This window comes from Anaeromyxobacter sp., from assembly GCA_016718565.1.
Classification (GTDB): Bacteria; Myxococcota; Myxococcia; order Myxococcales; family Anaeromyxobacteraceae; genus JADKCZ01.
The window spans coordinates 1,431,003-1,451,872 of sequence record JADKCZ010000001.1 but is presented as its reverse complement, the minus strand read 5'-3'; the positions used below and the strand labels follow the sequence as shown (position 1 = coordinate 1,451,872).

General features: G+C 75.1%; 17 protein-coding genes and 1 other RNA gene. 15 read left to right on the top strand and 3 right to left on the bottom strand.

Annotated features, from left to right (window positions below):
- Positions 1–124 precede the first annotated feature (124 nt).
- The 12 genes from IPO09_06240 to IPO09_06185 all read left to right on the top strand — a co-directional run bounded on the left by IPO09_06240 (position 125) and on the right by IPO09_06185 (position 16,004).
- The gene (locus tag IPO09_06240) at positions 125–2,221 is read left to right on the top strand and encodes a serine/threonine protein kinase (GenBank protein ID MBK9516947.1); all 2,097 of its coding nucleotides are present in this window, start codon (positions 125–127) and stop codon (positions 2,219–2,221) included.
- 82 nt (positions 2,222–2,303) lie between these two features.
- Complete coding sequence (locus IPO09_06235; protein MBK9516946.1) at positions 2,304–2,744, top strand: c-type cytochrome; 441 nt, start codon at positions 2,304–2,306, stop codon at positions 2,742–2,744.
- Between the two features lie 77 nt (positions 2,745–2,821).
- Positions 2,822–4,333, top strand: coding sequence for a BamA/TamA family outer membrane protein (locus tag IPO09_06230; protein ID MBK9516945.1), 1,512 nt, complete (start codon positions 2,822–2,824; stop codon positions 4,331–4,333).
- On the top strand, positions 4,330–4,980 hold the full coding sequence (locus IPO09_06225) for a hypothetical protein (protein MBK9516944.1): 651 nt from the start codon (positions 4,330–4,332) through the stop codon (positions 4,978–4,980). The genes IPO09_06230 and IPO09_06225 overlap by 4 nt, the downstream gene beginning before the upstream one ends.
- A 59-nt stretch (positions 4,981–5,039) precedes the next feature.
- Positions 5,040–6,494 carry a HAMP domain-containing protein gene (locus IPO09_06220; GenBank protein MBK9516943.1) on the top strand — a complete coding sequence of 485 codons (1,455 nt, stop codon included), beginning with the start codon at positions 5,040–5,042 and terminating at the stop codon, positions 6,492–6,494.
- Between the two features lie 85 nt (positions 6,495–6,579).
- Complete coding sequence (locus IPO09_06215; protein ID MBK9516942.1) at positions 6,580–7,347, top strand: SDR family NAD(P)-dependent oxidoreductase; 768 nt, start codon at positions 6,580–6,582, stop codon at positions 7,345–7,347.
- A 71-nt stretch (positions 7,348–7,418) separates the two neighbouring features.
- Positions 7,419–8,225 (top strand): metal-dependent hydrolase, encoded by an 807-nt coding sequence (locus tag IPO09_06210; protein MBK9516941.1) that lies wholly within the window; start codon positions 7,419–7,421, stop codon positions 8,223–8,225.
- 50 nt (positions 8,226–8,275) lie between these two features.
- Positions 8,276–9,697, top strand: coding sequence for a sigma-54-dependent Fis family transcriptional regulator (locus IPO09_06205; protein MBK9516940.1), 1,422 nt, complete (start codon positions 8,276–8,278; stop codon positions 9,695–9,697).
- Between the two features lie 31 nt (positions 9,698–9,728).
- Complete coding sequence (gene glnE / locus IPO09_06200) at positions 9,729–12,767, top strand: bifunctional [glutamate--ammonia ligase]-adenylyl-L-tyrosine phosphorylase/[glutamate--ammonia-ligase] adenylyltransferase (protein MBK9516939.1); 3,039 nt, start codon at positions 9,729–9,731, stop codon at positions 12,765–12,767.
- Positions 12,768–13,077: 310 nt separating this feature from the next.
- The gene (locus tag IPO09_06195) at positions 13,078–13,851 is read left to right on the top strand and encodes a Fic family protein (protein MBK9516938.1); all 774 of its coding nucleotides are present in this window, start codon (positions 13,078–13,080) and stop codon (positions 13,849–13,851) included.
- 168 nt (positions 13,852–14,019) lie between these two features.
- On the top strand, positions 14,020–14,844 hold the full coding sequence (locus tag IPO09_06190; protein ID MBK9516937.1) for a deoxyribonuclease IV: 825 nt from the start codon (positions 14,020–14,022) through the stop codon (positions 14,842–14,844).
- Entirely contained in the window at positions 14,841–16,004 is a 1,164-nt protein-coding gene (locus IPO09_06185) for a DHH family phosphoesterase (protein MBK9516936.1), read from the top strand. Before IPO09_06190 ends, IPO09_06185 begins: the two co-directional genes overlap by 4 nt.
- Positions 16,005–16,023: 19 nt before the next feature.
- Here IPO09_06185 and IPO09_06180 read toward each other — a convergent pair whose 3' ends face one another.
- A complete protein-coding gene (locus tag IPO09_06180) occupies positions 16,024–16,881 on the bottom strand; it encodes a serine/threonine protein kinase (protein MBK9516935.1) in 858 nt (285 codons plus the stop codon).
- 59 nt (positions 16,882–16,940) lie between these two features.
- Complete coding sequence (locus tag IPO09_06175) at positions 16,941–17,867, bottom strand: tetratricopeptide repeat protein (GenBank protein ID MBK9516934.1); 927 nt, start codon at positions 17,865–17,867, stop codon at positions 16,941–16,943.
- Between the two features lie 129 nt (positions 17,868–17,996).
- Between IPO09_06175 and ssrS the strand changes: the two genes are divergently transcribed.
- The 3 genes from ssrS to IPO09_06160 all read left to right on the top strand — a co-directional run bounded on the left by ssrS (position 17,997) and on the right by IPO09_06160 (position 19,601).
- A non-coding RNA gene (gene ssrS, locus IPO09_06170) (6S RNA) lies at positions 17,997–18,186 on the top strand.
- A 33-nt stretch (positions 18,187–18,219) separates the two neighbouring features.
- A complete protein-coding gene (locus tag IPO09_06165) occupies positions 18,220–18,813 on the top strand; it encodes a 5-formyltetrahydrofolate cyclo-ligase (protein MBK9516933.1) in 594 nt (197 codons plus the stop codon).
- The gene (locus IPO09_06160) at positions 18,810–19,601 is read left to right on the top strand and encodes a TIGR00282 family metallophosphoesterase (GenBank protein ID MBK9516932.1); all 792 of its coding nucleotides are present in this window, start codon (positions 18,810–18,812) and stop codon (positions 19,599–19,601) included. The genes IPO09_06165 and IPO09_06160 overlap by 4 nt, the downstream gene beginning before the upstream one ends.
- Here IPO09_06160 and IPO09_06155 read toward each other — a convergent pair.
- Complete coding sequence (locus IPO09_06155; GenBank protein MBK9516931.1) at positions 19,598–20,863, bottom strand: tyrosine--tRNA ligase; 1,266 nt, start codon at positions 20,861–20,863, stop codon at positions 19,598–19,600. The two genes, IPO09_06160 and IPO09_06155, sit on opposite strands and share 4 nt — an antisense overlap.
- Positions 20,864–20,870: the final 7 nt, after the last annotated feature.

Genomic DNA, 20,870 nt, shown 5'->3' with positions numbered 1-20,870 from the left:
CAGCTCCGGAGCGAACGTGGATGGACCGGGCGCCCCCGGCGATGGGGGCGACATCACCTGCCCCCTGTGCGGGGGAGCGCATGGCGCAGGTTCCTCCTGCCCCAGGCTCGCTCGGACCGTGGTGATGGAGCGCCCCGCGGCGCCCCAGATCGTCGACCCGCCGGCGGACCAGCCGCTGGTCCCCGGCGACGACCCGTTCGCCAGCCCCCGCACCCTCCTCCTCGGCTCGGACGGCGCGCCGCCGGCCGCGGCGGCCGGGCCGGCCCCCGACCTCCTGGTGGGCTCGCAGGTCGGCTCGTTCAAGGTGGTCCGGCTGCTCGGCCGGGGCGGCATGGGCACCGTCTACCTGGCCGAGCACCCGGTCATCGGCAGCAAGGTGGCGGTCAAGTTCCTCCACGAGTCCCTCGCCGAGAACCCGCAGGTGGTCTCCCGCTTCTACGACGAGGCGCGGGCGGTCAACCTCATCGGCCACGAGAACATCGTGGCCATCTACGACCTCAGCCTGCTCCCGCCCAACCGGTACTACTTCGTCATGGAGTACCTGGACGGCGTCACCTTGACGGCGCGCGCCCGCCAGGGCCGCCTGGAGCCGCGCGCCGCGCTCGACGTCCTGCAGCAGCTCTGCGACGCCCTGCAGTGCGCCCACGAGCGGGGCGTGGTCCACCGCGACCTGAAGCCGGACAACGTCTTCCTGGTGGCGCGCGCCGGCAAGAAGGACTTCGTCAAGCTGGTGGACTTCGGCATCGCCAAGCTGCGCAACGCGGCCGGCGGCGCCGCCGCCGCCGATACGCAGTCCGGCCTCATCGTCGGCACGCCCGAGTACATGGCCCCGGAGCAGTGCGACGACGGCACCATCGACGCCCGCACCGACGTCTACGCGCTCGGGGTGATCGCCTACGAGCTCTTCACCGGCCGCCTGCCCTTCCAGGGGCGCACCGTCACCCAGCTCCTGCTGGCCCACCTGCAGCAGCGGCCGCCGGCGCCCTCCGAGGTGGCGGCCGGCGTGGATCCGGAGCTGGAGCGGCTGGTGCTGAGCATGCTGGAGAAGGCCCCGGCGGCCCGCCCCGCCGACATGGCCTCGGTCGGCGCGGCGCTGCGCGCCATCCAGGACCGGCTGGAGGCGACCGCGCTCGAGCCGGCCTCCGTCCGCCCGGTTCCCGGCCCCGCCGCGGCCGCCGTGGTGTCCCCCCCCGCCCCGCCCATCCCGGCGGCCAGTCCTCCCCTCGTCCCGGCCCCACCTCCGCCCGTCGCCGCGCCCGCGGTCCGGGCGGATCCTCCGTCCCCCGGCCCGGCCGCCGCCGCCGCGCCCGCCCCACCCGGACCCGCCCACCCGGCGGCGCCCGCCGCTGCGCCACCGCCGGCGCCGGCGCTGCCCGAGGTGCAGGTGGAGCTGCTCGGCGGCGCCGCCCCGCGGCTGCTGTCGGCCGCCGAGGTGACGCGCGCCGGCCTCTTCGTCAGGGCCGAGGGCGACCTCCCGCCGCTGCTCGGGCGGGTCCAGCTCACCGTGGCCCACCCGGCGCTGCGGGCCAAGGTGGCCCTGGTCGGCGAGGTGGTGCGCCACGTCACTCCGGCCGACGCGGCGCAGTGGAAGATGGCGCCGGGCTTCGCCGTGCAGCTGGTCGACCTGACGCCGGAGCAGCGGGCCGCGCTGACCGACCTGGCCGACGCCACCCGGGCCGGCCCGCGGCCGCAGGCGCCGGCCCCCACCCTTCCCGCCGAGCGGCTGCGCCAGCTGGAGGCGCGGCCGGTGGCCTCCCACTACGGCCTGCTGGGCCTGGCCGACGACGCCGAGTTCTCCGAGGTGCGGCGCGCCGCCCGCGAGCTGCGCGCCGCGCTCGAGGCCATCCGCGCCCGGCCCGAGGGGCCCGACCAGCACGCCCGGGCCACCGCGCTGCTGGCCCGGCTCGACCTGGCCCAGCAGAACCTCTCCACGCCGGCCGAGCGGCTCCGCTACGACGCCCCGCGCGGCAACTTCCGCGGCGTGGCCCGCTGCGTGGCCGCCGGCCTGCCGCACGCGGTCATCGAGGCGCGCCGGCGCGCCTACCTGGCCGACCACCCCGGCAAGGAGCGGGAGGCCCAGGCCCACCTGGCCCGGGCGCAGGTGGCCCGCAAGCTGAAGAACGACCCGGCGGCGCTGGCCTCCTACGAGGCGGCCCTGGCGGCCGACCCGCTCGACCTGGAGGCGCTCCAGGCCTACGTGACGCTGCGGCGGCTGGGGTGACCCTCCTGGGCCCGCCCACCTGGGGCGGGCGGCCAGTCCGGTCCGAGGGTCCTCACGGGGCACCCTTCCCACCGGAGGCCACATGTCCCGCCCCTCGCTGCACGCCACCCGCCCGATCCTCGCCGCCTTCGCCTTGCTCCTCGGCGCCTGCGGCGGTGGCTCGGACGCGCCCGTCGACCAGCCCACCAGCGGCGCCACCTGTCCGTCCGGCGGGTCCACGCTGCGCTACACGGGCGGCGGCGACGGCGGCGCCGAGCCGGCCAGCTTCGGCGCCACCTTCTTCTCCACCCACTGCACCACCTGCCACGCCTCCGCCCTGACCGGCGCGGCCCGGCAGGGCGCCCCGCAACACGCCAACTTCGACCTGATCGCCGTCATCCGCGAGCACGCGGCCCTCATCGATCAGCTCGCCGCCAAGGGGCCGGCCGGGACCAACTCCGCCATGCCGCCGGCGCCGATCCCGGGCCCCACCGAGGCGGAGCGGGCGCTGCTGGGGACCTGGCTGGCCTGCGGCGCGCTCTAGCCGTCCCCCCGCCGCGCTCCTTCACCGGAGGGCGAATGGCAGGCACCTCCGGGCGCGACCGGGGCTAGAATCACGCCATGCGCCCGCTCGCCGCCGCCCTCGCCGCGCTCCTGCTCGCCGCCGCCCCTGGCCGGCCCGGCGCCATCGAGCCCGCGGCCGTCGGAGGCGCGCCGCCGCCTGGCGCCGCCCTCCCGGCGACCCCGGCGCCCGGGGAGGGCGCGGCCGGTGCCGATCCGGACCCGGGCTCGGCCGGCGCGGGTGACCCGGCCGAGGACGAGTCCGCCGCGGGCGCAGCGCCCACCGCCATCCCGGCCCGCGCCTACCTGGTGGAGCGCGTCCGCTTCACCGGGCTCGGGCGGGTCGAGGAGTGGGCGGCGCGCCGCCACCTGGTGGTGCAGGAGGGCCAGACCCTGGACGAGCAGCGGGTGCTGGTCTCCAGGCTGCGGCTCCTGCAGCTCGGCTGGTTCACGGCGGTGGAGACGCGCCTGGAGCGTGGCAGCGCCCGGGGCCAGGTGGTGCTGGTCTTCGAGGTGGTGGAGCGCAACACCCTGCTGGTCTCCGAGCTGGCGCTGGGCTCCACCGCGCCCCAGCCGCTCTACGGCGCGCTCGGCCTGACGCAGCAGAACTTCCTGGGAGAGGGGCTGTCCCTGGGCGGCGCCTTCGCCTACGGCGGCGCCCCCTCCGGCCGCCCCTCCGACCCGGCCCGCTTCGCCCTGCGCGGCGCCTTCTACGCACCGGACGTCGGCCTGCTGGGCCACCGCTTCGTGGCCGGGGTGAACGCCCTGTGGCTGCGCGGCGAGGAGCTGGCCTGTCCCGACGCCGCCTGCGACGCCTACCACGGGCGCATCGGGCAGGCGCCGCGGCTGCGCTACCAGCGCGCCGGCGGCGAGGTGCTGGCCGGCCTGCGCCCCGGCCCCTTCGAGCGCATCACCGCCGGGTGGCGCTACGAGCAGCTCTCCGCCACCGAGCTGCCCGGCGTGGCCGGTCCGGCGGGCCCGCCGCCCTTCCTCCTGCCGGGCCGCTCCGACCTCTCGGCGCTGACCCTGGCCTGGGAGTACGACGACCGCGACGACCTCTTCCTGCCCAGGGAGGGGCTCTTCTCGCTGGCGCAGCTCACCTTCTCCTCGAGGCTGTTCGGCTCGGACTACGAGTACAGCCGCTACGCCCTCCAGCTGGAGTCCGGCTTCAACCTGCTGGGGCGGCCGCTCCGGCTGCAGGCCTTCCTGGGCGCCACCCAGGGTGAGGCGCCCTTCTTCGAGCGGTTCTTCCCGGCCGACCTCTCCTACTTCGCGGTGGGCCCGGCGCTGGGCCGGGCCCTGGAGCTCAACTTCTCCAGCGACTCCCGCTACGACGCCTTCGCCGCCATGGGCGGGCTGGAGTACGCCGTGCCGCTCTGGAGCCGCGGCCGCTTCTTCCGGCGCGGCTACCTGGCGCTGGGCGCGCGGGCCGTCTGGTCCTCGGCCACCTTGGGCGGCCAGCGCACCCCCTTCTCGCGCTGGCCGGTCTCGCTGGACGCGGCGCTGCGGCTCGACACCCCCATCGGCACCTTCAACGCCTCGCTCGGCGCGGCCATCGACAACCTCCTGTGAGCGCCCGCCTCGCCGCCGCCGCGCTCTGCGCGGCCCTCCTCGCCGGGCCGGGCGCGGCCCGGGCAGGGCCCACGCCGCTGGAGGCCTCGGTGGCCGTGTCGCAGGGCCGGCTCTCCGTCACGCTCGACCTCTCGCCGGCCTTCGGGCCCGAGCAGGAGCGGCGGCTCGGCAACGGCCTCACCAACGTGGTGGCGGTGGTGGTGGCGGTGGTGCCGGAGCAGGGCGGCGAGCCGGTCAGCGTCACCGGCCGGGTGGTGGAGGTGCTGTTCGACGTCTGGGACGAGGCCTACGCGGTGGTGGTGCGCGACGCCCGCCTGCCGCGCCCGGTCCGGCGCAGCGCGCCCGACTTCGCGGCGCTGCGCCGCCTCCTCTCGGAGGCGCGCGAGCTCGACCTCGGGCCGGTGGCGCTGCTGCCACCGGGCCGGTTCCGCATCGAGGTGAGCGTGGAGGTGAACCCGGTGTCGCGCGAGCTGATGCAGCGCACCCGGGAGCTGCTGGCCAAGCCGACCACCGGGCGCCCCGGGGCGGGCTCCCGCTCGGTGCTCGGCTCCATGGCGGGCTACTTCCTGCGCGACCCCACCCCCGGCGCCGACGCGCTGCTGCTCCGCTCGCGCACCTTCGGGCGCGACGAGGTGGCCGCCCCGTGACCGGCGCGGTCGAGCCAGGTGCCCCGCCGCCGCGCCTCTCGCCGTTCGCGGCGAAGCTCATGGCGGCGCTGGTGCTGGCGGCGGTGCTGCCGCTGGTGCCGGCGCTGCTGGCCGCCGCCTGGCTGGCCGACAACAACGCCGGCGTCTGGCTGGCGCCGCGGGTGGCGGAGCGGCTGGCGGCCGTGCCCGGCACCTACCAGGAGCTCTTCCGGGCCCGCAAGCAGCTCTACGGCGAGCAGGCCCGCGGCCTGGCCCGGGCCCTGCCGGTCGAGACCGCGGCGCTGCGCCCGGCCCTGGAGCGGGCGCTGGCCAGGCTGCCGCTCCTGCGCCACGCCCAGGTGCTCGGGCCGGACGGCGCCGTGCTGGCGGAGGCCGATGGGCCGGGCGAGCCCGACGAGGCCGCCGGCTGGCGCGCCGCCCCGGTGGAGGTGTCGCTGCCGGACGGCCGGACGCTGCGCGCCACCTTCGCGGTGGAGGCCTCGCTCTTCGCCGAGCTCGACGAGACCCGCGAGCTGGCCGAGACGGCCCGCGACATGGAGAAGACCCGCGCCGAGGTGCGGCGCAGCATCGTGCTGGTCTTCGGCGCCACCGTGGCGACGGCGGCCCTGCTGGCGGCGGCGCTCGGCTACCTGATGGCGCGGCGCACCGTGCGGCGGCTGGCGCGGCTGGCCGAGGCGCACCGCCGGGTGGCAGCGGGCGACCTGTCGGTGCGGGTGGCCCCGGAGCGCGGCGGCGACGAGGTGGCGGCGCTGGCGCGCGGCTTCAACGTCATGGTCGGCGAGGTGCGCCAGGCCCGGGACCGGATCGTCTACCTGGAGAAGATCTCCGGCTGGCAGGAGGTGGCGCGCCGGCTGGCCCACGAGATCAAGAACCCGCTCACCCCCATCCAGCTGGCCTTCCAGCAGCTGGAGGCGCGCTGGCGCCAGCAGCCGGGCGGCGACCCGGCCTTCGGCCGGCTGCTCGGCGACGCCGGCGAGATCGTGCGCCAGGAGGTGGCCACGCTGCAGCGGCTGGTGGAGGAGTTCTCGGCCTTCGCCCGCCTGCCCGACGTGCGGCCCGAGCCCGCCGACCTGGGCGCCTTCGTGGCCGCCTTCCTGGAGACCAGCCCGCAGCTGGCCGAGGCCGCCGACGTGGAGCTGGTGCGGACGGGCGGCCTGGTGCCGGTGGCGCTCGACCCCACCATGATGCGGCGGGTGCTGGCCAACCTCACCGAGAACGCGGTGCAGGCGGCCGCGCCGGCCCGGGCCCGGCTCCACCTGGGCGTGGCCCGCGGCCGCGACCGGGCCGTCCTGACCGTGGCCGACGAGGGGCCGGGCATCGAGCAGGGGCTGCGGGCGCGCGTCTTCGACCCCTACGTCACCACCAAGGCCAGCGGCACCGGCCTGGGGCTGGCGGTGGTGAAGAAGATCGTGCTGCAGCACGGCGGCGAGATCGAGGTGGGCGAGCGGCCAGGCGGCGGCGCCGCCTTCACCCTGGCCCTCCCGCTGGCGGAGCCCCCGGAGGCCGGAGGCTAGGAGGCCGCGGGAGCCGTGGCCCCCGCCGGCCCCGCGGCCGCCCCGCCACTCGCCCCGGCCCGCCCGCGGCGCTACCATGCCGCCCATGCCCACCTCCCTCCCCGACACCACCGCCCTCGTCACCGGCGCCACCTCCGGCATCGGCGAGGCCTGCGCCGAGCGGCTGGTGCGCGACGGCGCCCGCGTCGTCGCCATCGGCCGCCGCGCCGACCGCCTGGCCGCCCTGGCCGAGCGGCTCGGCCCCCGCCTCCACCCCCTGGCGCTCGACGTCACCGACCGCCCGGCCGTGCAGGCCGCCCTGGGGGCGCTGCCCGAACCCTTCCTGGCGCCCGACGTGCTCATCAACTCGGCCGGCATGGCCCTGGGGCTCGAGCCGGTGCACCGCACCTCGCTGGAGGACTGGGATCGGATGATCGAGACCAACTGCCGCGCCCTGGTCTCCATGTGCCGCCTGGTGCTGCCGGGCATGGTGGCGCGGTCGCGCGGCCACGTCGTCAACATCGGCTCGGTGGCGGGCAACTGGCCGTACCCCGGCGGCAACGTCTACGGCGCCACCAAGGCCTTCGTGCGGCAGTTCTCGCTGGCCATCCGCTCCGACCTGCTGGGCACGCCGGTGCGGGTCACCAACGTGGAGCCCGGCATGGTGGAGACCGAGTTCTCGGTGGTCCGTTTCCAGGGCGATGAGGGGCGCGCCGCCGGCGTCTACGCCGGGATGAAGCCGCTGGCCGCCGCCGACATCGCCGACGTGGTGGCCTGGTGCCTGTCGCGCCCGCCCCATGTCAACGTCAACAGCATCGAGGTGATGCCGGTGCAGCAGGCCTTCGGCCCGTTCGCGGTCCACCGCGAGAAGTAGGGGGGCCCCGCCCGGGCCTGTCGGCGGGCCCCGGCGGCCCTTAGCTTCCCTGCTCCTTCCCGGGAGGCCCCATGCACACGTCCGCCGCCGCGCCGCTCACGCTCCTCGCCGCCACCCTCGCCCTGGCCGCCCCCGCCGCCAGCGCCGCCAGCCCGAAGGGCGCGACCGAGGTGACCTGGTACGGGCACGCCGCCTTCGTGGTGAAGACCCCCGGCGGCACCGTCCTGGCCATCGACCCCTTCTTCGCCAACGGCAAGTCGCCGGCCAAGGACCTGGCCCAGACCATCGAGAAGGTGGACTACGTGCTGGTCACCCACGGCCACTTCGACCACGTGGGCGAGGCGGTGGCGCTGGGCAAGCGGACCGGCGCCAAGCTCATCACCAACTTCGATCTGGGCCAGGCGCTCAAGGGCGCCGGCTACCCGGAGGCCCAGGCTGGCTTCGACACCCTGGGCAACGTCGGCGGCGCCATCCAGGCCGGCGACGCCACCGTCATCATGGTGCCGGCCATCCACTCCTCCGGCTTCGCCGACGAGAAGGGCGAGCACGGGGGCGGCAGCCCCATGGGCTTCGTCATCCAGGTGCGGGGCGGCCCGGTCCTGTACCACACGGGCGACACCGACGTGACCATGGACATGAAGCAGATCCCGGAGCGCTACGGCCGGGTGGACGTGCTGCTGGCCTGCATCGGCGGCCACTTCACCATGGACCCGAAGGGCGCCGCCCTGGCCGCCTCCTACGTCAAGGCCCGGACCGTGGTCCCCATGCACTACCAGACCTTCCCCGTCATCCCCGGCTCGCCGGCCGAGCTGCAGGCGGCGCTCAAGGGGCGGTCGGCCATGCGGGTGCTGGAGCCGGGCGTGGCCGCCACGTTCTAGGCAGGGCCGGCCAGGCCGCTCGGCCCGGGCGCGGTGTATCATCCGCGCCCATGGCCACCGGCACCATCCTCCTGGTCGACGACGAGCCCAACATCCGCCGCGCCCTGCGCCTGGTGCTCGAGCCGGAGGGCTTCACCCTGCTCGACGCCGAGAGCGGGGAGGCGGCCCTCAAGGTGCTGGAGGCCGAGCCGGTGGATCTCGGGCTCTTCGACATCCGGCTGGGAGGGCTGAGCGGCCTCGACCTGCTCTCCCGGGCGCGCGAGCTGTGGCGCGACCTGCCGGTGATCGTCATCTCGGGCCACGCCGAGGCGCCGGACATCGTCACCGCCATGCGGCGCGGCGCCGTCGACTTCCTGCAGAAGCCGCTCGACCGCGAGCGGGTGCTGGTCTCGGTGCGCAACGCCCTGGAGCGCAAGAGCCTGGGCGAGCGGGTGCAGGCGCTGGCGGCCCGCGGCCCGCGCTTCCAGGACGAGATGGTGGGCGACAGCCCGGCCATGGCCAGCCTGCGGGAGGCCATCGCCAAGGTGGCCCCCACCAACGGGCGGGTGCTGGTGCTGGGCGAGTCGGGCACCGGCAAGGAGCTCATCGCCCAGGAGATCCACCGCCGCTCCAAGCGGGCCGGCGGCCCCTTCGTCAAGGTGAACTGCGCCGCCATCCCGGCCGAGCTCATCGAGTCGGAGCTCTTCGGGCACGAGAAGGGCTCCTTCACCGGCGCCGGGTCGCGGCGCCGCGGCCAGTTCGAGGTGGCCGACGGCGGCACCCTCTTCCTCGACGAGATCGGCGACATGAGCCCCCCGGCCCAGGCCAAGGTGCTGCGGGCGCTGCAGACCGGCGAGGTGGTGCGCGTCGGCAGCGAGAAGGCCTTCACCGTGGACGTGCGGGTGGTGGCCGCCACCCACCAGGACCTGGCCACCATGGTGCGGGAGGGGACCTTCCGCGAGGACCTCTACTTCCGCCTCAACGTGGTGCCGCTGCGGTGCCCGGCGCTGCGCGAGCGGCTCGACGACGTGCCCGGGCTGGCCGAGCGCTTCGTCACCCTGGCCTGCCGCGAGAACGGCCTGGCGCCCAAGCGGGTGGCCCCCGAGGTCTACCAGCGGCTCAAGGCCTACCGCTGGCCCGGCAACGTGCGCGAGCTGCGCAACGTCTGCGAGCGGATGGCCATCATGAGCGGGGACCAGATCACCGCCGCCGACGTGCCGGCCGACGTGGGCCCGCGCGCCGCCGGCGGTCCGCTGGCCGGGCCCGACCGCCTGCCGGACGACGCCGGCCTGACGCTCAACGACCGGCTCGACCGGCGCGAGCGCGAGTACATCCAGCTGGCGCTGGAGAGCCACGACTGGAACATCACCCAGGCGGCCCAGTCGCTGGGGCTGGACCGGACCCACCTGCACAAGAAGCTGAAGCAGCACGGGCTGTCGCGGGCCCACCGCGGCGCGTCCCCGGAGGGCGCCGAGGCCGAGGCCGAGGGGTGAGCGGGGCGCGGCGCGGTACACTGTGCCGCCCATGATCGCCAGCCACGGCATCCCCGGCCTGCCCCCGGCCGAGCCGCACTCCCCCGCCAGCGCCGAGCGGCTGGCCCGCCTGGCCCGCCGCTGCGGCGGGCGGGTCGACGAGGTGCTCGAGCTGGCCCGCCTGGCCCCCGACCCCGACCTGGCGCTGGCCGGCGTGGAGCGCTACCTGGACGCGACCGGGGCGCTGCCCCCGGAGCGCGACCTGCTCGAGGCGCTCACCCTGCTGTGCGGCGCCTCCACCATGCTGCCGGCCCTGCTGGCCCGCTGGCCCACCCTGCTCCGGCGCGCCGCCCGCTCGCCCTGGCTGCTCCAGCCGCGCACCGAGGCCGCCCTGCGGCGGGTGCTGGCGCGCGCGGCGCGGCGGCTGGCGGTGGACGACGTGGCCGGCTTCCACCGGCTGCTGCGGCTGCTCAGGGCCCGCGAGGTGGTGCGCATCTCGCTGCGCGACCTGCGGCGCGCCCGGGTCAAGGAGATCACCGCCGAGCTCTCGTCGCTGGCCTGCGCCTGCATCGACGCCGCCATCCGCTTCCACGACCGGCGCCTGCGGGGCCGCCACGGGGCGCCGGCCGGGCTGGCCGAGGCCGAGCCCGGGGCCGGGTTCTGCGCCCTGGCCATGGGCAAGCTGGGGGCCCGCGAGCTCAACTTCAGCTCGGACGTGGACCTGATCTACGTCTACGGCGTGGACGGCCAGACCGAGGGGGCGCGGGGCACCACCCACTTCGCCTACTACGCCAAGCTCGCCGAGCAGGTCACCGAGGCCATCGCCGGCCAGACCGAGGACGGCTTCGTCTTCCGGGTGGATCTCAACCTGCGCCCCGACGGCCGCAGCGGCCCCATCATCAACAGCCAGCGGGCGGCCGAGTACTACTACCAGACGTTCGGGCGCAGCTGGGAGCGCAACGCCCTGGTCAAGGCGCGCGCCGCCGCCGGCGACGTGGCGGTGGGCGAGGGGCTGCTCCTGGCGCTGGAGCCGTTCGTGTGGCGGCGCAGCCTGGACCTGGAGGTGGTGTCGGAGATCCAGGCCATGAAGGCCCGCATCGACGCCCGCGCCGGCGCCGAGGGGCGCGACGACCTCAAGCTCGGCCGCGGCGGCATCCGCGAGGCCGAGTTCTTCGTCTCGGCGCTGCAGCTGCTGCACGGCGGGCGGCCCGAGGCCAGGGCGCTGCGCGAGCGGGCCGTCCTGCCGGCCCTGGACCGGCTGCTCTTCGCCGGCATCGTGCCCTCCAAGGACCGCGACGAGCTGGCCGACGGCTACCTCTTCCTGCGGCGCGCCGAGCACCGCGTCCAGATGGTGGCGGGGGCGCAGACCCACCGGCTCCCGCCGCCCGAGGAGCGTCCGGCCCTGGCCCGCGCCATGGGCTACGCCACCCCGGAGGCCTTCGAGGCGGCGCTGGCCGGCCACCGCGACCGGGTGGCCCGGCTCTTCGCCGGCCTGCTGGGGGCCTCGGCCGAGGCGGCCCCGCTCGACCCGGAGCTGTCGCTGCTGGCCGACGCCCAGGTGGAGCCGGCGCGGCGCCTCGACATCGCGCAGCGGCGCGGGCTGCAGGACGCCGAGCGGGCGGTGGCGGCCCTCGACTCCCTGGCGCGGCGGCGCACCCCCTTCTCCCCCATGGGCGATCCGGCGGTGGCGGTGGCGCTGCTGGCCGACGCGCTCGGCACCCCGGACCCCGACCAGGCGCTCACCCACCTGGCGGGCTTCGCCGCCGCCCTGCGCAACCCCGAGCCGTACTTCAAGCTGCTGGCCGAGCGCCGCCGCGCCGCCCGCCTGCTGCTCTCGCTCTTCGGCACCTCCGACTTCCTCTCGCAGCGCTTCCTGCGCCACCCGGAGCTGGTGGACGCGCTGTTCCGGGCCGACCAGGTGCCGCCCGAGAAGCCCGCCGGCGAGATGGCCGCCGAGCTCGACGAGCGGCTGGCGGCCGCCGGCGGCGAGGGCCTGGACGACCGCCTGGAGCGGCGCCTCGGCGAGCTGCGCCGCTACAAGGACGAGGAGGTGCTGCGCATCGCGGTGCACGACATCGCCGGCACGGTGGACCTGCCGCAGGTCTCCTCCCAGCTCACCGCCCTGGCCGAGGCCTGCCTGGTGCGCTGCCTGGCGCTGGCCGAGGAGGAGGCGGCCGCCAAGGGCTACGCCCCGGCCGGGCGGCTCTGCGTGGTGGGCATGGGCAAGCTGGGCGGCCGCGAGCTCGGCTACCACTCCGACCTCGACCTCGTCTTCCTCTACCCCGGCGGCGTGGAGGCCGGCTTCGAGCGCTACGCCCGGCTGGCCCAGCGGTTCATGGCCTACCTGCAGATGCCGCTGCGCGAGGGGCGCCTCTACCAGATCGACACCCGGCTGCGCCCCTCCGGCAACCAGGGGGCGCTGGTCATCGGCGCCGAGGCCTTCACCCGCTACCACGTGGGGCAGGCGCTGCCCGGCGGCGCCGGCGGCGCGGACGGCGGGCCGGTGCGCTCGCAGCTGTGGGAGCGGCAGGCCCTGCTGCGGGCCCGCTTCGTGGCGGGCGACGCCGCGCTGTGGGACCAGGTGCACAGCCAGGTCATCGAGCCGGTGGTCTTCGGCAGGCCCGAGGACCCGGCGGCGCTGGCGGCCGAGGTCCGGCGCATGCGCGAGCGGATGGAGAGCCAGCTGGGGCAGGAGGCGGCGCGCGGCAAGAACCCCAAGACCGGGCGCGGCGGCCTGGTGGACGTGGAGTTCGCCGCCCAGTTCCTGCAGCTGCTGCACGGCCACGCCCACCCGGCCATCCGCACCACCTCCACCCCGGAGGCGCTGCGCCGGCTGCGCGCCGCCGGCCTGCTGCGCGAGGCCGACTTCGACGCCTTCTCCACGGGCTACGAGTTCCTGCGCCGGGTCGAGCTCAGGCTGCGCATCGTGCACGACTACGGGGTGGACCACCTGCCGGACCGCGGCGCCCCGCTGGCCCAGCTGGCGCGCCGGCTCGGCTACTTCGGCGACGATCCCGGGGCGCGCTTCCAGGGCGAGTACGCCCGGGTCACCGCGGCGGTGCGCCAGAGCTTCGACCGCGTGGTGAGCTGAGCGCCCTCGGAGGGGCGCCCGGACACCCTCGAAGGTCCCGGAAACCAACGGGATCCCACCCCAGCCCACCTGGCCAGGGACGCCGGCGAATAACCCTCACCCGGCCGGGAAGATCCCGAGCGCCTGCGAGGTTCTCCGATGGCGCCGGGGAACTCGACGGGGCAAATAGGTTGACCTTTCGAGTCCGATTCGGCTAGATTCCCGACCCCTCGCGTCAGTTCCTTAAAAGTACTTAGATATCGAAGGCTTACGCAGGTCGCCGGCTGCAGGTGGGGATGCCAGGCGGACCGCCGAGCCAAGTGAGGCCCTTATGCGGACCCGTTACGTCGACATCGACGATCGTCACGAAGACCTGGCCGTGCGCATGCGCGCCGTGCCGGAGCAGGCCGAGGACTTCATGCGGAAGTGGGAGCTCTCGTGGCTGTATCACGAGAACGCCCTGGAGGGTGTCGTCTACACCAGCCAGGAGCTGGCCCTCGGCCTGGAGAACCAGCCGGTGGCCGACGCGACCTTCGTGGGGGCGCTCCGCGAGATCCGCAACCACAAGTCCGCCATCGACCTGGTGCGCGCCGAGGCCAAGGCCAAGAAGCTCAAGCTCAACCTCTCGATGGTGAAGAAGCTCTACGAGACCCTGGGCGCGGGCATCGAGGGGCGCAGCGTCGCCGAGTACCGCAAGGACATGCCGCTGCACCGCAGCTACTTCCACGAGATCGCCCAGCCGCCCAAGATCCAGCCGGCGCTGCAGAAGCTCTTCGACCTGTGCGACTCGGTGGACTTCAAGAACGCCCACCCCATGCAGCAGGCCGTCAAGCTGCACCACGGCTTCATGGTGATCTTCCCGTTCACCGAGAACTCCGGCCGGGTGGCGCGCCTGCTGGTCAACCTGATCCTGTTCCAGGCGGGGTACCTGCCGGTCATCATCCACGCCACCGACCGGCAGCGGTACTACGACTCCTTCCGCCAGCCCGAGGGCACCCTGCGCGAGCTGACCATGGACGCCATCGAGAACGGCCTGGCGCACGCCGAGAAGTTCTTCTCGGGCGCCACGGCGGAGAAGGCCGGGGCCAAGAAGCTGGTCCGGTAGGCAGGCCCCGCCGGGCCGTCGCGCAGCGCCCCCAAGGCCCCCGAGCGAGGGGGCCGGCGGGGCGCTCGCCGTTCAAGCTGCCGTCTTCACGACGGAAAAGCCCGTTCGGCTCGACGCCCCCCGCGACCGTGGCGGGCCAGGGCCCGCTCATTGTATAGGTCCGCCCCCATGCTCCTCGGAGCTCACGAAGGCATCGCAGGCGGTGTCTCCACGGCGTTCGCACGCGCCGAGGAGGACGGGGCCGAGTGCCTGCAGATCTTCACGCGCAACGCCCGCGGCTGGGCGGCCAAGCCCTTCGAGCCCGAGGAGGTGGCCCGCTTCCACGCCGAGGCCAGGCGCACCGGCAAGCCGGTGGCGGCCCACTCGAGCTACCTCATCAACGCCGGCGCCCCGGATCCGGAGATCCGCCGGAAGTCCTGGGCGGCCCTGGCCGACGAGCTGGGGCGCTGCGAGGCGCTGGGCATCCCGGCGCTGGTGTTCCACCCCGGCTCCAACCCGGACCAGGCCCAGGGGCTGGCGCTGTGCGCCGAGGGCATGGCCCAGGCCCTGGCGGCGGTGCCGGGCCGGGTGCGCCTGCTCACCGAGACCACCGCCGGGCAGGGCTCGTCGCTCGGCCACACCTTCGAGCAGCTGGCCGCCATCCGCGACGGCATCCCCGCGGCGCTGCGCCGCCGCGCCGCGGTCTGCGTGGACACCTGCCACCTGTTCGCCGCCGGCTACGACCTGACCACCGACCAGGGCTACCAGGCCACCTTCGCGGCCTTCGACCGGACCCTCGGGCTCGGGCTCATCGAGGCCTTCCACCTCAACGACTCCAAGAAGCCGCTCGGCTGCCGGGTCGACCGCCACGAGCACATCGGGGAGGGCGCCATGGGGCTCTCGCCCTTCCGCCGCCTGGTGAACGACCCCCGCTTCGCCACCACCCCCGCGTTCCTCGAGACCGAGCTGCGCTACCGGGAGAACCTCTCGGTGCTGCGCTCCCTGCTCGCATGAAGGCCTCCGTGCCCCACCCAGCCACCTCCCCCTCCGACGAGCAGCCCCGCGGCCGCGGTCGCCCGGTGCGCACGCACCACCTGCCGCTCAGGGCCCGCACCCCGGCCGCGCAGAAGGAGAAGCTCGACAAGCTGGTGGCCTTCGCCCGCGGCCACCGGCGCGCCCTGGTCCTGACCCACGACAACCCGGACCCCGACTCCATGGCGGCCGGCGTGGCCCTGGCCTGGCTGCTGGGCGAGCTGGCCGGGGTGGAGGCCAAGGTGGCCTACGGCGGCATCATCGGGCGCGCCGAGAACAAGGCCCTCATCAAGATCCTCAAGCTGCCGGTGGTGCCCATCTCGCGGGTGGTCTTCGACGACTACGACCTGATCTGCATGGTGGACACCCAGCCCGAGCAGGGGAACCACTCGCTGCCGCGGCGCCACTTCCCGGACGTGGTCATCGACCACCACCCCATGCGCCCCGAGTCGAACCTGGCGGCCATCGCCGACGTGGGCGGGCCCATCGGCGCCACCTCCACGGTGGTGGTGGAGTACGTGCGGGCCAGCAAGCTGGTGATCCCCGAGGCCATCGCCACCGCGCTCTTCTACGGCATCAAGGCCGACACCCGCGACCTGGGCCGGCAGACCACGCCGCAGGACGTGGAGGCCTACCTGTGGCTCTTCCCGCGCGTCGACAAGGACGCCATGGGGGCCATCGAGCACCCGCCCCTGCCGCTCGACTACTTCGCCCTGTCGCACACCGCGGTGGAGCACGCCCAGCTCTACGACACCGCGGTGGTGCTGCCGCTGGGCCGGCTCTACGCGCCCGACATGGTGGCCGAGGTGGCGGAGCGCTTCCTCTACCTGGAGGGGATGCGCTGGTCGCTGGCCTGGGGCGAGTACCAGGGCGACCTCTACTACTCCATCCGCACCACCGATCGGCGCACCAACGCCGGCCGGCTCATCCGCGAGGTCATCGAGGGGCGCGGCGGCTCGGCGGGCGGCCACGGCACCATGGCCGGAGCCCGGCTGCCGCAGAAGGGGCGCACCGCCGCGGAGCGCCGCGCCTTCGCCGCCGAGGTGGTGGACGCCTTCCTGGACGCCTTCGGGGTGAAGGGGCGCGCGCCGCGCCGCATCGTGGGCGGCCCGGCGCCCCGCCGGCGGGCCCGCAAGGCCTGACCGCGCGCCGGCGCCCGCCTCAGCCGGTGGCGCCGAACAGCCCGCGCACCACCGCCGCGATGGCCAGCGGCGTGCCGACGGCCGGGTCGTAGCGGGTCGCGAGCTCCGCGGCGAAGTCCGCCGCGCTCCCCCAGCGGTCCTCCGGCCGCGCCGCCAGGCACCGCAGCGTGAGGGCGTCGAGGTCGAACGGCACCTCCTGGCGCAGCTCCGAGGGCGCCCGCAGCTGGCCGCGCAGGATGCGCTGCCCCACCTCGTCCACCGTGGCGCCCGGGAAGGCGCGCTGGTTGGTGAGCAGCTCGAAGAGCACCGCGCCCAGGGCGAAGAGGTCGGTGCGCGGCGTGACGGCCTGGCCGCGCAGCTGCTCCGGCGCCAGGTAGTGGATCTTGCCGAGCGCCCCGGCGCGACCCTTGGCGGCGCCGGGCGTCAGCGCCACCCCGAAGTCGCCCAGCTTCACCTCGCCCAGGCGGGAGATGAAGACGTTGGACGGCGAGACGTCGCAGTGGACGATGCCGAGCGGCGCGCCGGCCCGGTCCAGCCCGGCGTGGGCGTGGTCCAGCGCCTGGGCCAGCACGTGGGCCAGGTAGGCGCCGAAGTCGAGCGGCAGCAGGATGCCGCGGCGGGCGCACTGGGCCAGCACCTCGCGCAGGTTGCGGCCGTCCACGTAGTCCATCACCAGGTAGGGCGCGCCGTCGGCCACGCCGGCGTCCAGCACCTCCACCACCGCCGGGTGGTGCAGCCGCCGGGTCACCGCCGCCTCGCGCCGGAACAGCTCGACGTACTCGGGATCGGCCGCCAGCGCCGGCAGCAGCCGCTTGAGGGCCACCACCTGGCCGGCCCGCGGCCCCTCCAGCGCCGTGGCGCGCCACACCTCGGCCATCCCGCCGGCGCCCGCCAGCGAGAGGAGCTGGTAGCCGGCCAGCCGCCCGGGCGCCCCGCTCACAGGCGGGCCTTCACCAGCGCCCGGTAGGCCGGGGTGCCGCGCAGCGAGGAGAGGTCGGCGTCCTCGTCGATGCCCTCGGCGGTGGCGTAGCCGTTGACCGCCGCGATCTGCAGGTAGCGCAGCGCCAGCTCGGTCTGGCCCTGCAGGGCGTAGACGCAGGCCATGTTGTAGTAGGCGTCGCCGAAGTCCGGGTCGACCGCCAGCGAGCGCTTGTACCAGGCCAGCGCCACCGGCAGGTCGTCGCGCATGCGGTAGGTGACGCCCACCCCGTTGAAGGCCTCCGGCAGCGTGGGGTCCACGTCGATGGCCTCCAGGAAGCGGCGCCGGGCGCGCTCGAAGTTGCCCTCCTGCAGCCAGGCCGCGCCGTCCCGCAGCAGGGCGCGGGCCTGCTCGCGCCTGGCCTGGCTGGGCGGCGCGCTGGCCGCCGCGGCGACGGGGGGAGGACCACCCGGCAGCGGCGGCGGCGGCCGGGCGCGGGGCGCGGCCTTCGGGCCGGCGGCCCGGGTCACCCGGCCGAAGGTGAGCCCGCCGCTCCGACCCAGCGGGGCGCTGCACCCGGTGGCCACGTGGGCCGCGCCGGCCAGGCCGCCCGGCGCCACCAGCAGCACGGTGCGGGCCCAGGCCTCGGGCTGGCAGCCCGGCCCGGTGAGGCAGAGGCGCACCTGGCCCGCCAGCGAGTCGTCGAGCAGGGTGCCCTTCAGGACCTCCTCGCCCGCGGCGAAGCGGCACGGGCCGGCCGGCGCGACCAGCCGGCCGGTGAAGGAGGTGCCATCGCCCCGCACCTCCACGCGCCCCAGCGGTGAGTCGTAGCTGCCGCTCACCACGGGTGCGGCTGGCGCCCGGACGCGCGGCGGGGCCGCGTGCGCCGCCGGGGCGAGGGCGCAGGCGGCGAGGGCGGCGAGGAGGGCGAGCGGGTGAGCCATCCGGTCGATTCTACCCTCCCGGAGCTTGCTGCCTCGCTTGACAGCGACCGGCTGGAGGCCTAGGATCTGAAGCATAGAAACACCGCCTGATTTCGCGGGTTTGCGCTCTTTCTGCACCCACCATCCGCCTGCCCCCTGCCGGGTTCGTGATTGGCTCCGAGTCGTTTGGGCCGACTTGAAAAAAGAGGAGTTCCCGGCCGCCTCCATGTGCACGCTCCCAGCTGCGAGGGAGAAGCCTACGGAAGACGGTCACCTACGGGAACCCCACCTGTGAAAACAGGTCCAAGCAACCGGAACACACGGCCCACGCGGGGGGCTTTTTTTCGTTCGCATCCGGTATGGTGCGCCCCCGATGACGGTCGAGACCAAGGCGCAGAAGCGCGAGCTCCGCTCGGAGCTGATCGCGGCGCGGGCCCGGCTCTCGCAGGAGGAGCGGCTGGTCCGATCCCAGCTGGTGGCGGCCCGGCTCGAGGCGCTGCCGCTGCTGGCGCCGGCCCGGCTGGTCGCCCTCTACGCCCCGCTCGGCACCGAGGTGGACTCCTTCGTGGTGGCCCGCCTCCTGGGGACGCGCGGGGTGCGGGTCACCTACCCGCGCACCGTGCCCGGGGAGCGCCGCCTGGTCTTCTGCGCCTGCGAGCCCTTCGAGCTGGCGCGCGGGCCCCTGGGCGCCGCCGAGCCGCCGGCCAGCGCCCGCGTGGTGGACCTGGCCGACCTGGACGCCTTCCTCGTCCCCGGCGTCGGCTTCTCCGAGGACGGCCTCAGGCTGGGCCGCGGCGGCGGCTACTACGACGTGACGCTGAAGCTGGCCCCGCGCGCCGTGCGCGTGGGCGTGGCCTTCGACCTGCAGGTGCGGCCCAGCCTGCCGCGCGACCCACACGACGCGCCGCTCGACGCGGTGGTGACCGAGTCGCGCACCCTCCTCTTTCCCCGCGGTGATCCAGCGTGAAGGTCCTCTTCCTGGGCGACGTCTTCGCCAAGCCCGGCCGCCAGGCGGTGCAGCGCCTGGTGCCGCGCCTCATCACCACCCACGGGCTCGACCTGGTGGTGGCCAACGCCGAGAACGCGGTCAACGGCTCGGGCGTCACGCCCGACGCCGCCGACGAGCTGCTGGCCTGCGAGGTGAACCTGCTCACCAGCGGCAACCACATCTGGTCGAAGCGCGAGATCGTGCCCTACCTGGAGCGGCCGGGCAGCCGCCTGCTGCGGCCCGCCAACTACCCCAAGGGCGCGCCCGGGCGCGGCCACGGCGTGGCCAGCACCCCGGACGGCCGCAGGCTGGGCGTCATCAACCTGGAGGGCCGGGTCTTCATGAAGGACCTGGACGACCCGTTCCAGGTGGTGCTGGTGGAGCTGGAGGCGCTGCGGCGCGAGGGCTGCACCTGCATCCTGGTGGACATGCACTGCGACGCCACCAGCGAGAAGGCCGCCATGGGCTGGTTCCTCGACGGCAAGGTCTCGGCGGTGGTCGGCACCCACACCCACGTGCAGACCGCCGACGAGCGGCTGCTGCCCGGCGGCACCGCCTTCATCACCGACGTGGGCATGTGCGGGCCGATGGACTCCATCATCGGCATGCGCAAGGAGATCGTGCTGGAGCGCTTCACCACCCAGCGGCCGGCCGCCTTCGAGCCGGCCAAGCGCGACGTCTGGCTGCAGGGGGTGGTGCTGGACCTCGACGAGGCCACCGGCAAGGCCCGCAGCATCGTGCGGGTGCAGGAGCGGATCCCGGACTAGCCCTCCAGCACCAGCAGGGCGTAGTTGCGCTTCCCCTTCTGCAGCACCACGTAGCGGCCGGCCAGCAGGTCATCGGCAGAGAGCGCCCGGTCGGCCGCCTCGAGCGCGGCGCCGTTCAGGGAGAAGCCCTTGCCCTGCAGGCCGCGGCGGGCGTCGCCCCGCGACGAGGCCAGCCCCACCTTGACCAGCGCGTCGGCCACGCCGAGCCCGGCCAGCTCGGCCGCCGGCAGCGTCACCGCCGGGATCTCGCCGGCCAGCACCTGCAGCAGGTCGCCCCCCACGGCCCGCCAGTCGGCCCCGCCGAAGAGCAGGCGGCTGGCCTCCACCACGCCGCGGCAGGTGGCCTCGCCGTGGATGCGGGTGGTCATCTCCTCGGCCAGGCGGCGCTGCGCCACCCGCTTGCCCGGGTCGCGGGCCTGCTCGGCCATGAGGGCCTCGATCTCCTCCACCGGGAAGAAGGTGAAGAAGCGCAGCCAGCGCGCCACGTCGGCGTCCTCGCTGTTGAGCCAGAACTGGAAGAACTTGTAGGGGGAGGTCTTCTTCGGGTCGAGGTAGATGGCGCCCTGCTCGCTCTTGCCGAACTTGGCGCCCGAGGCGGTGGTGAGGAGCGGCAGGGTGAGGCCGTGGGCCGGGGCCCCCTCCTTGCGCGAGATGAGCTCGGTGCCGGCGGTGATGTTGCCCCACTGGTCGGAGCCGCCCATCTGCAGCTCGCAGCGCTCCGTCTTCCAGAGGTGCCAGAAGTCGTAGGCCTGGATCAGCATGTAGGTGAACTCGGTGTAGGAGATGCCGGTCTCCATCCGGTTCTTCACCGAGTCCTTGGCCAGCATGTAGTTCACGGTGAAGTGCTTGCCGGCGTCGCGCAGGAACTCCATCAGCCCGAGCGGGCGCAGCCAGTCGGCGTTGTTGCAGACCGTGGCGGCGCCCGGGCCGTCGAAGCGCAGGAAGCGGGTGAGCTGGGCCTTCTGGCAGGCCACGTTGTGGTCGATCTGCGCCAGCGACAGCACCGGCCGCTCGGTGCGCTTGCCGGAGGGGTCGCCCACCATGCCGGTGCCGCCGCCCACCAGGACGATGGGCCTGCCGCCGCAGCGCTGCAGCCAGGCCAGCGCCATCACCGGCACCAGGTTGCCCACGTGCAGCGAGTCGGCGGTGGGGTCGAAGCCCACGTAGCCGGTGATGGACCCCTGCTGGAGGCGCTCGGCCAGCCCGGGGGTGACGTCCTGCAGGAAGTCGCGCTTCGTCAGCTCTTCGAGGAGGGTCGGCATGCGGCCG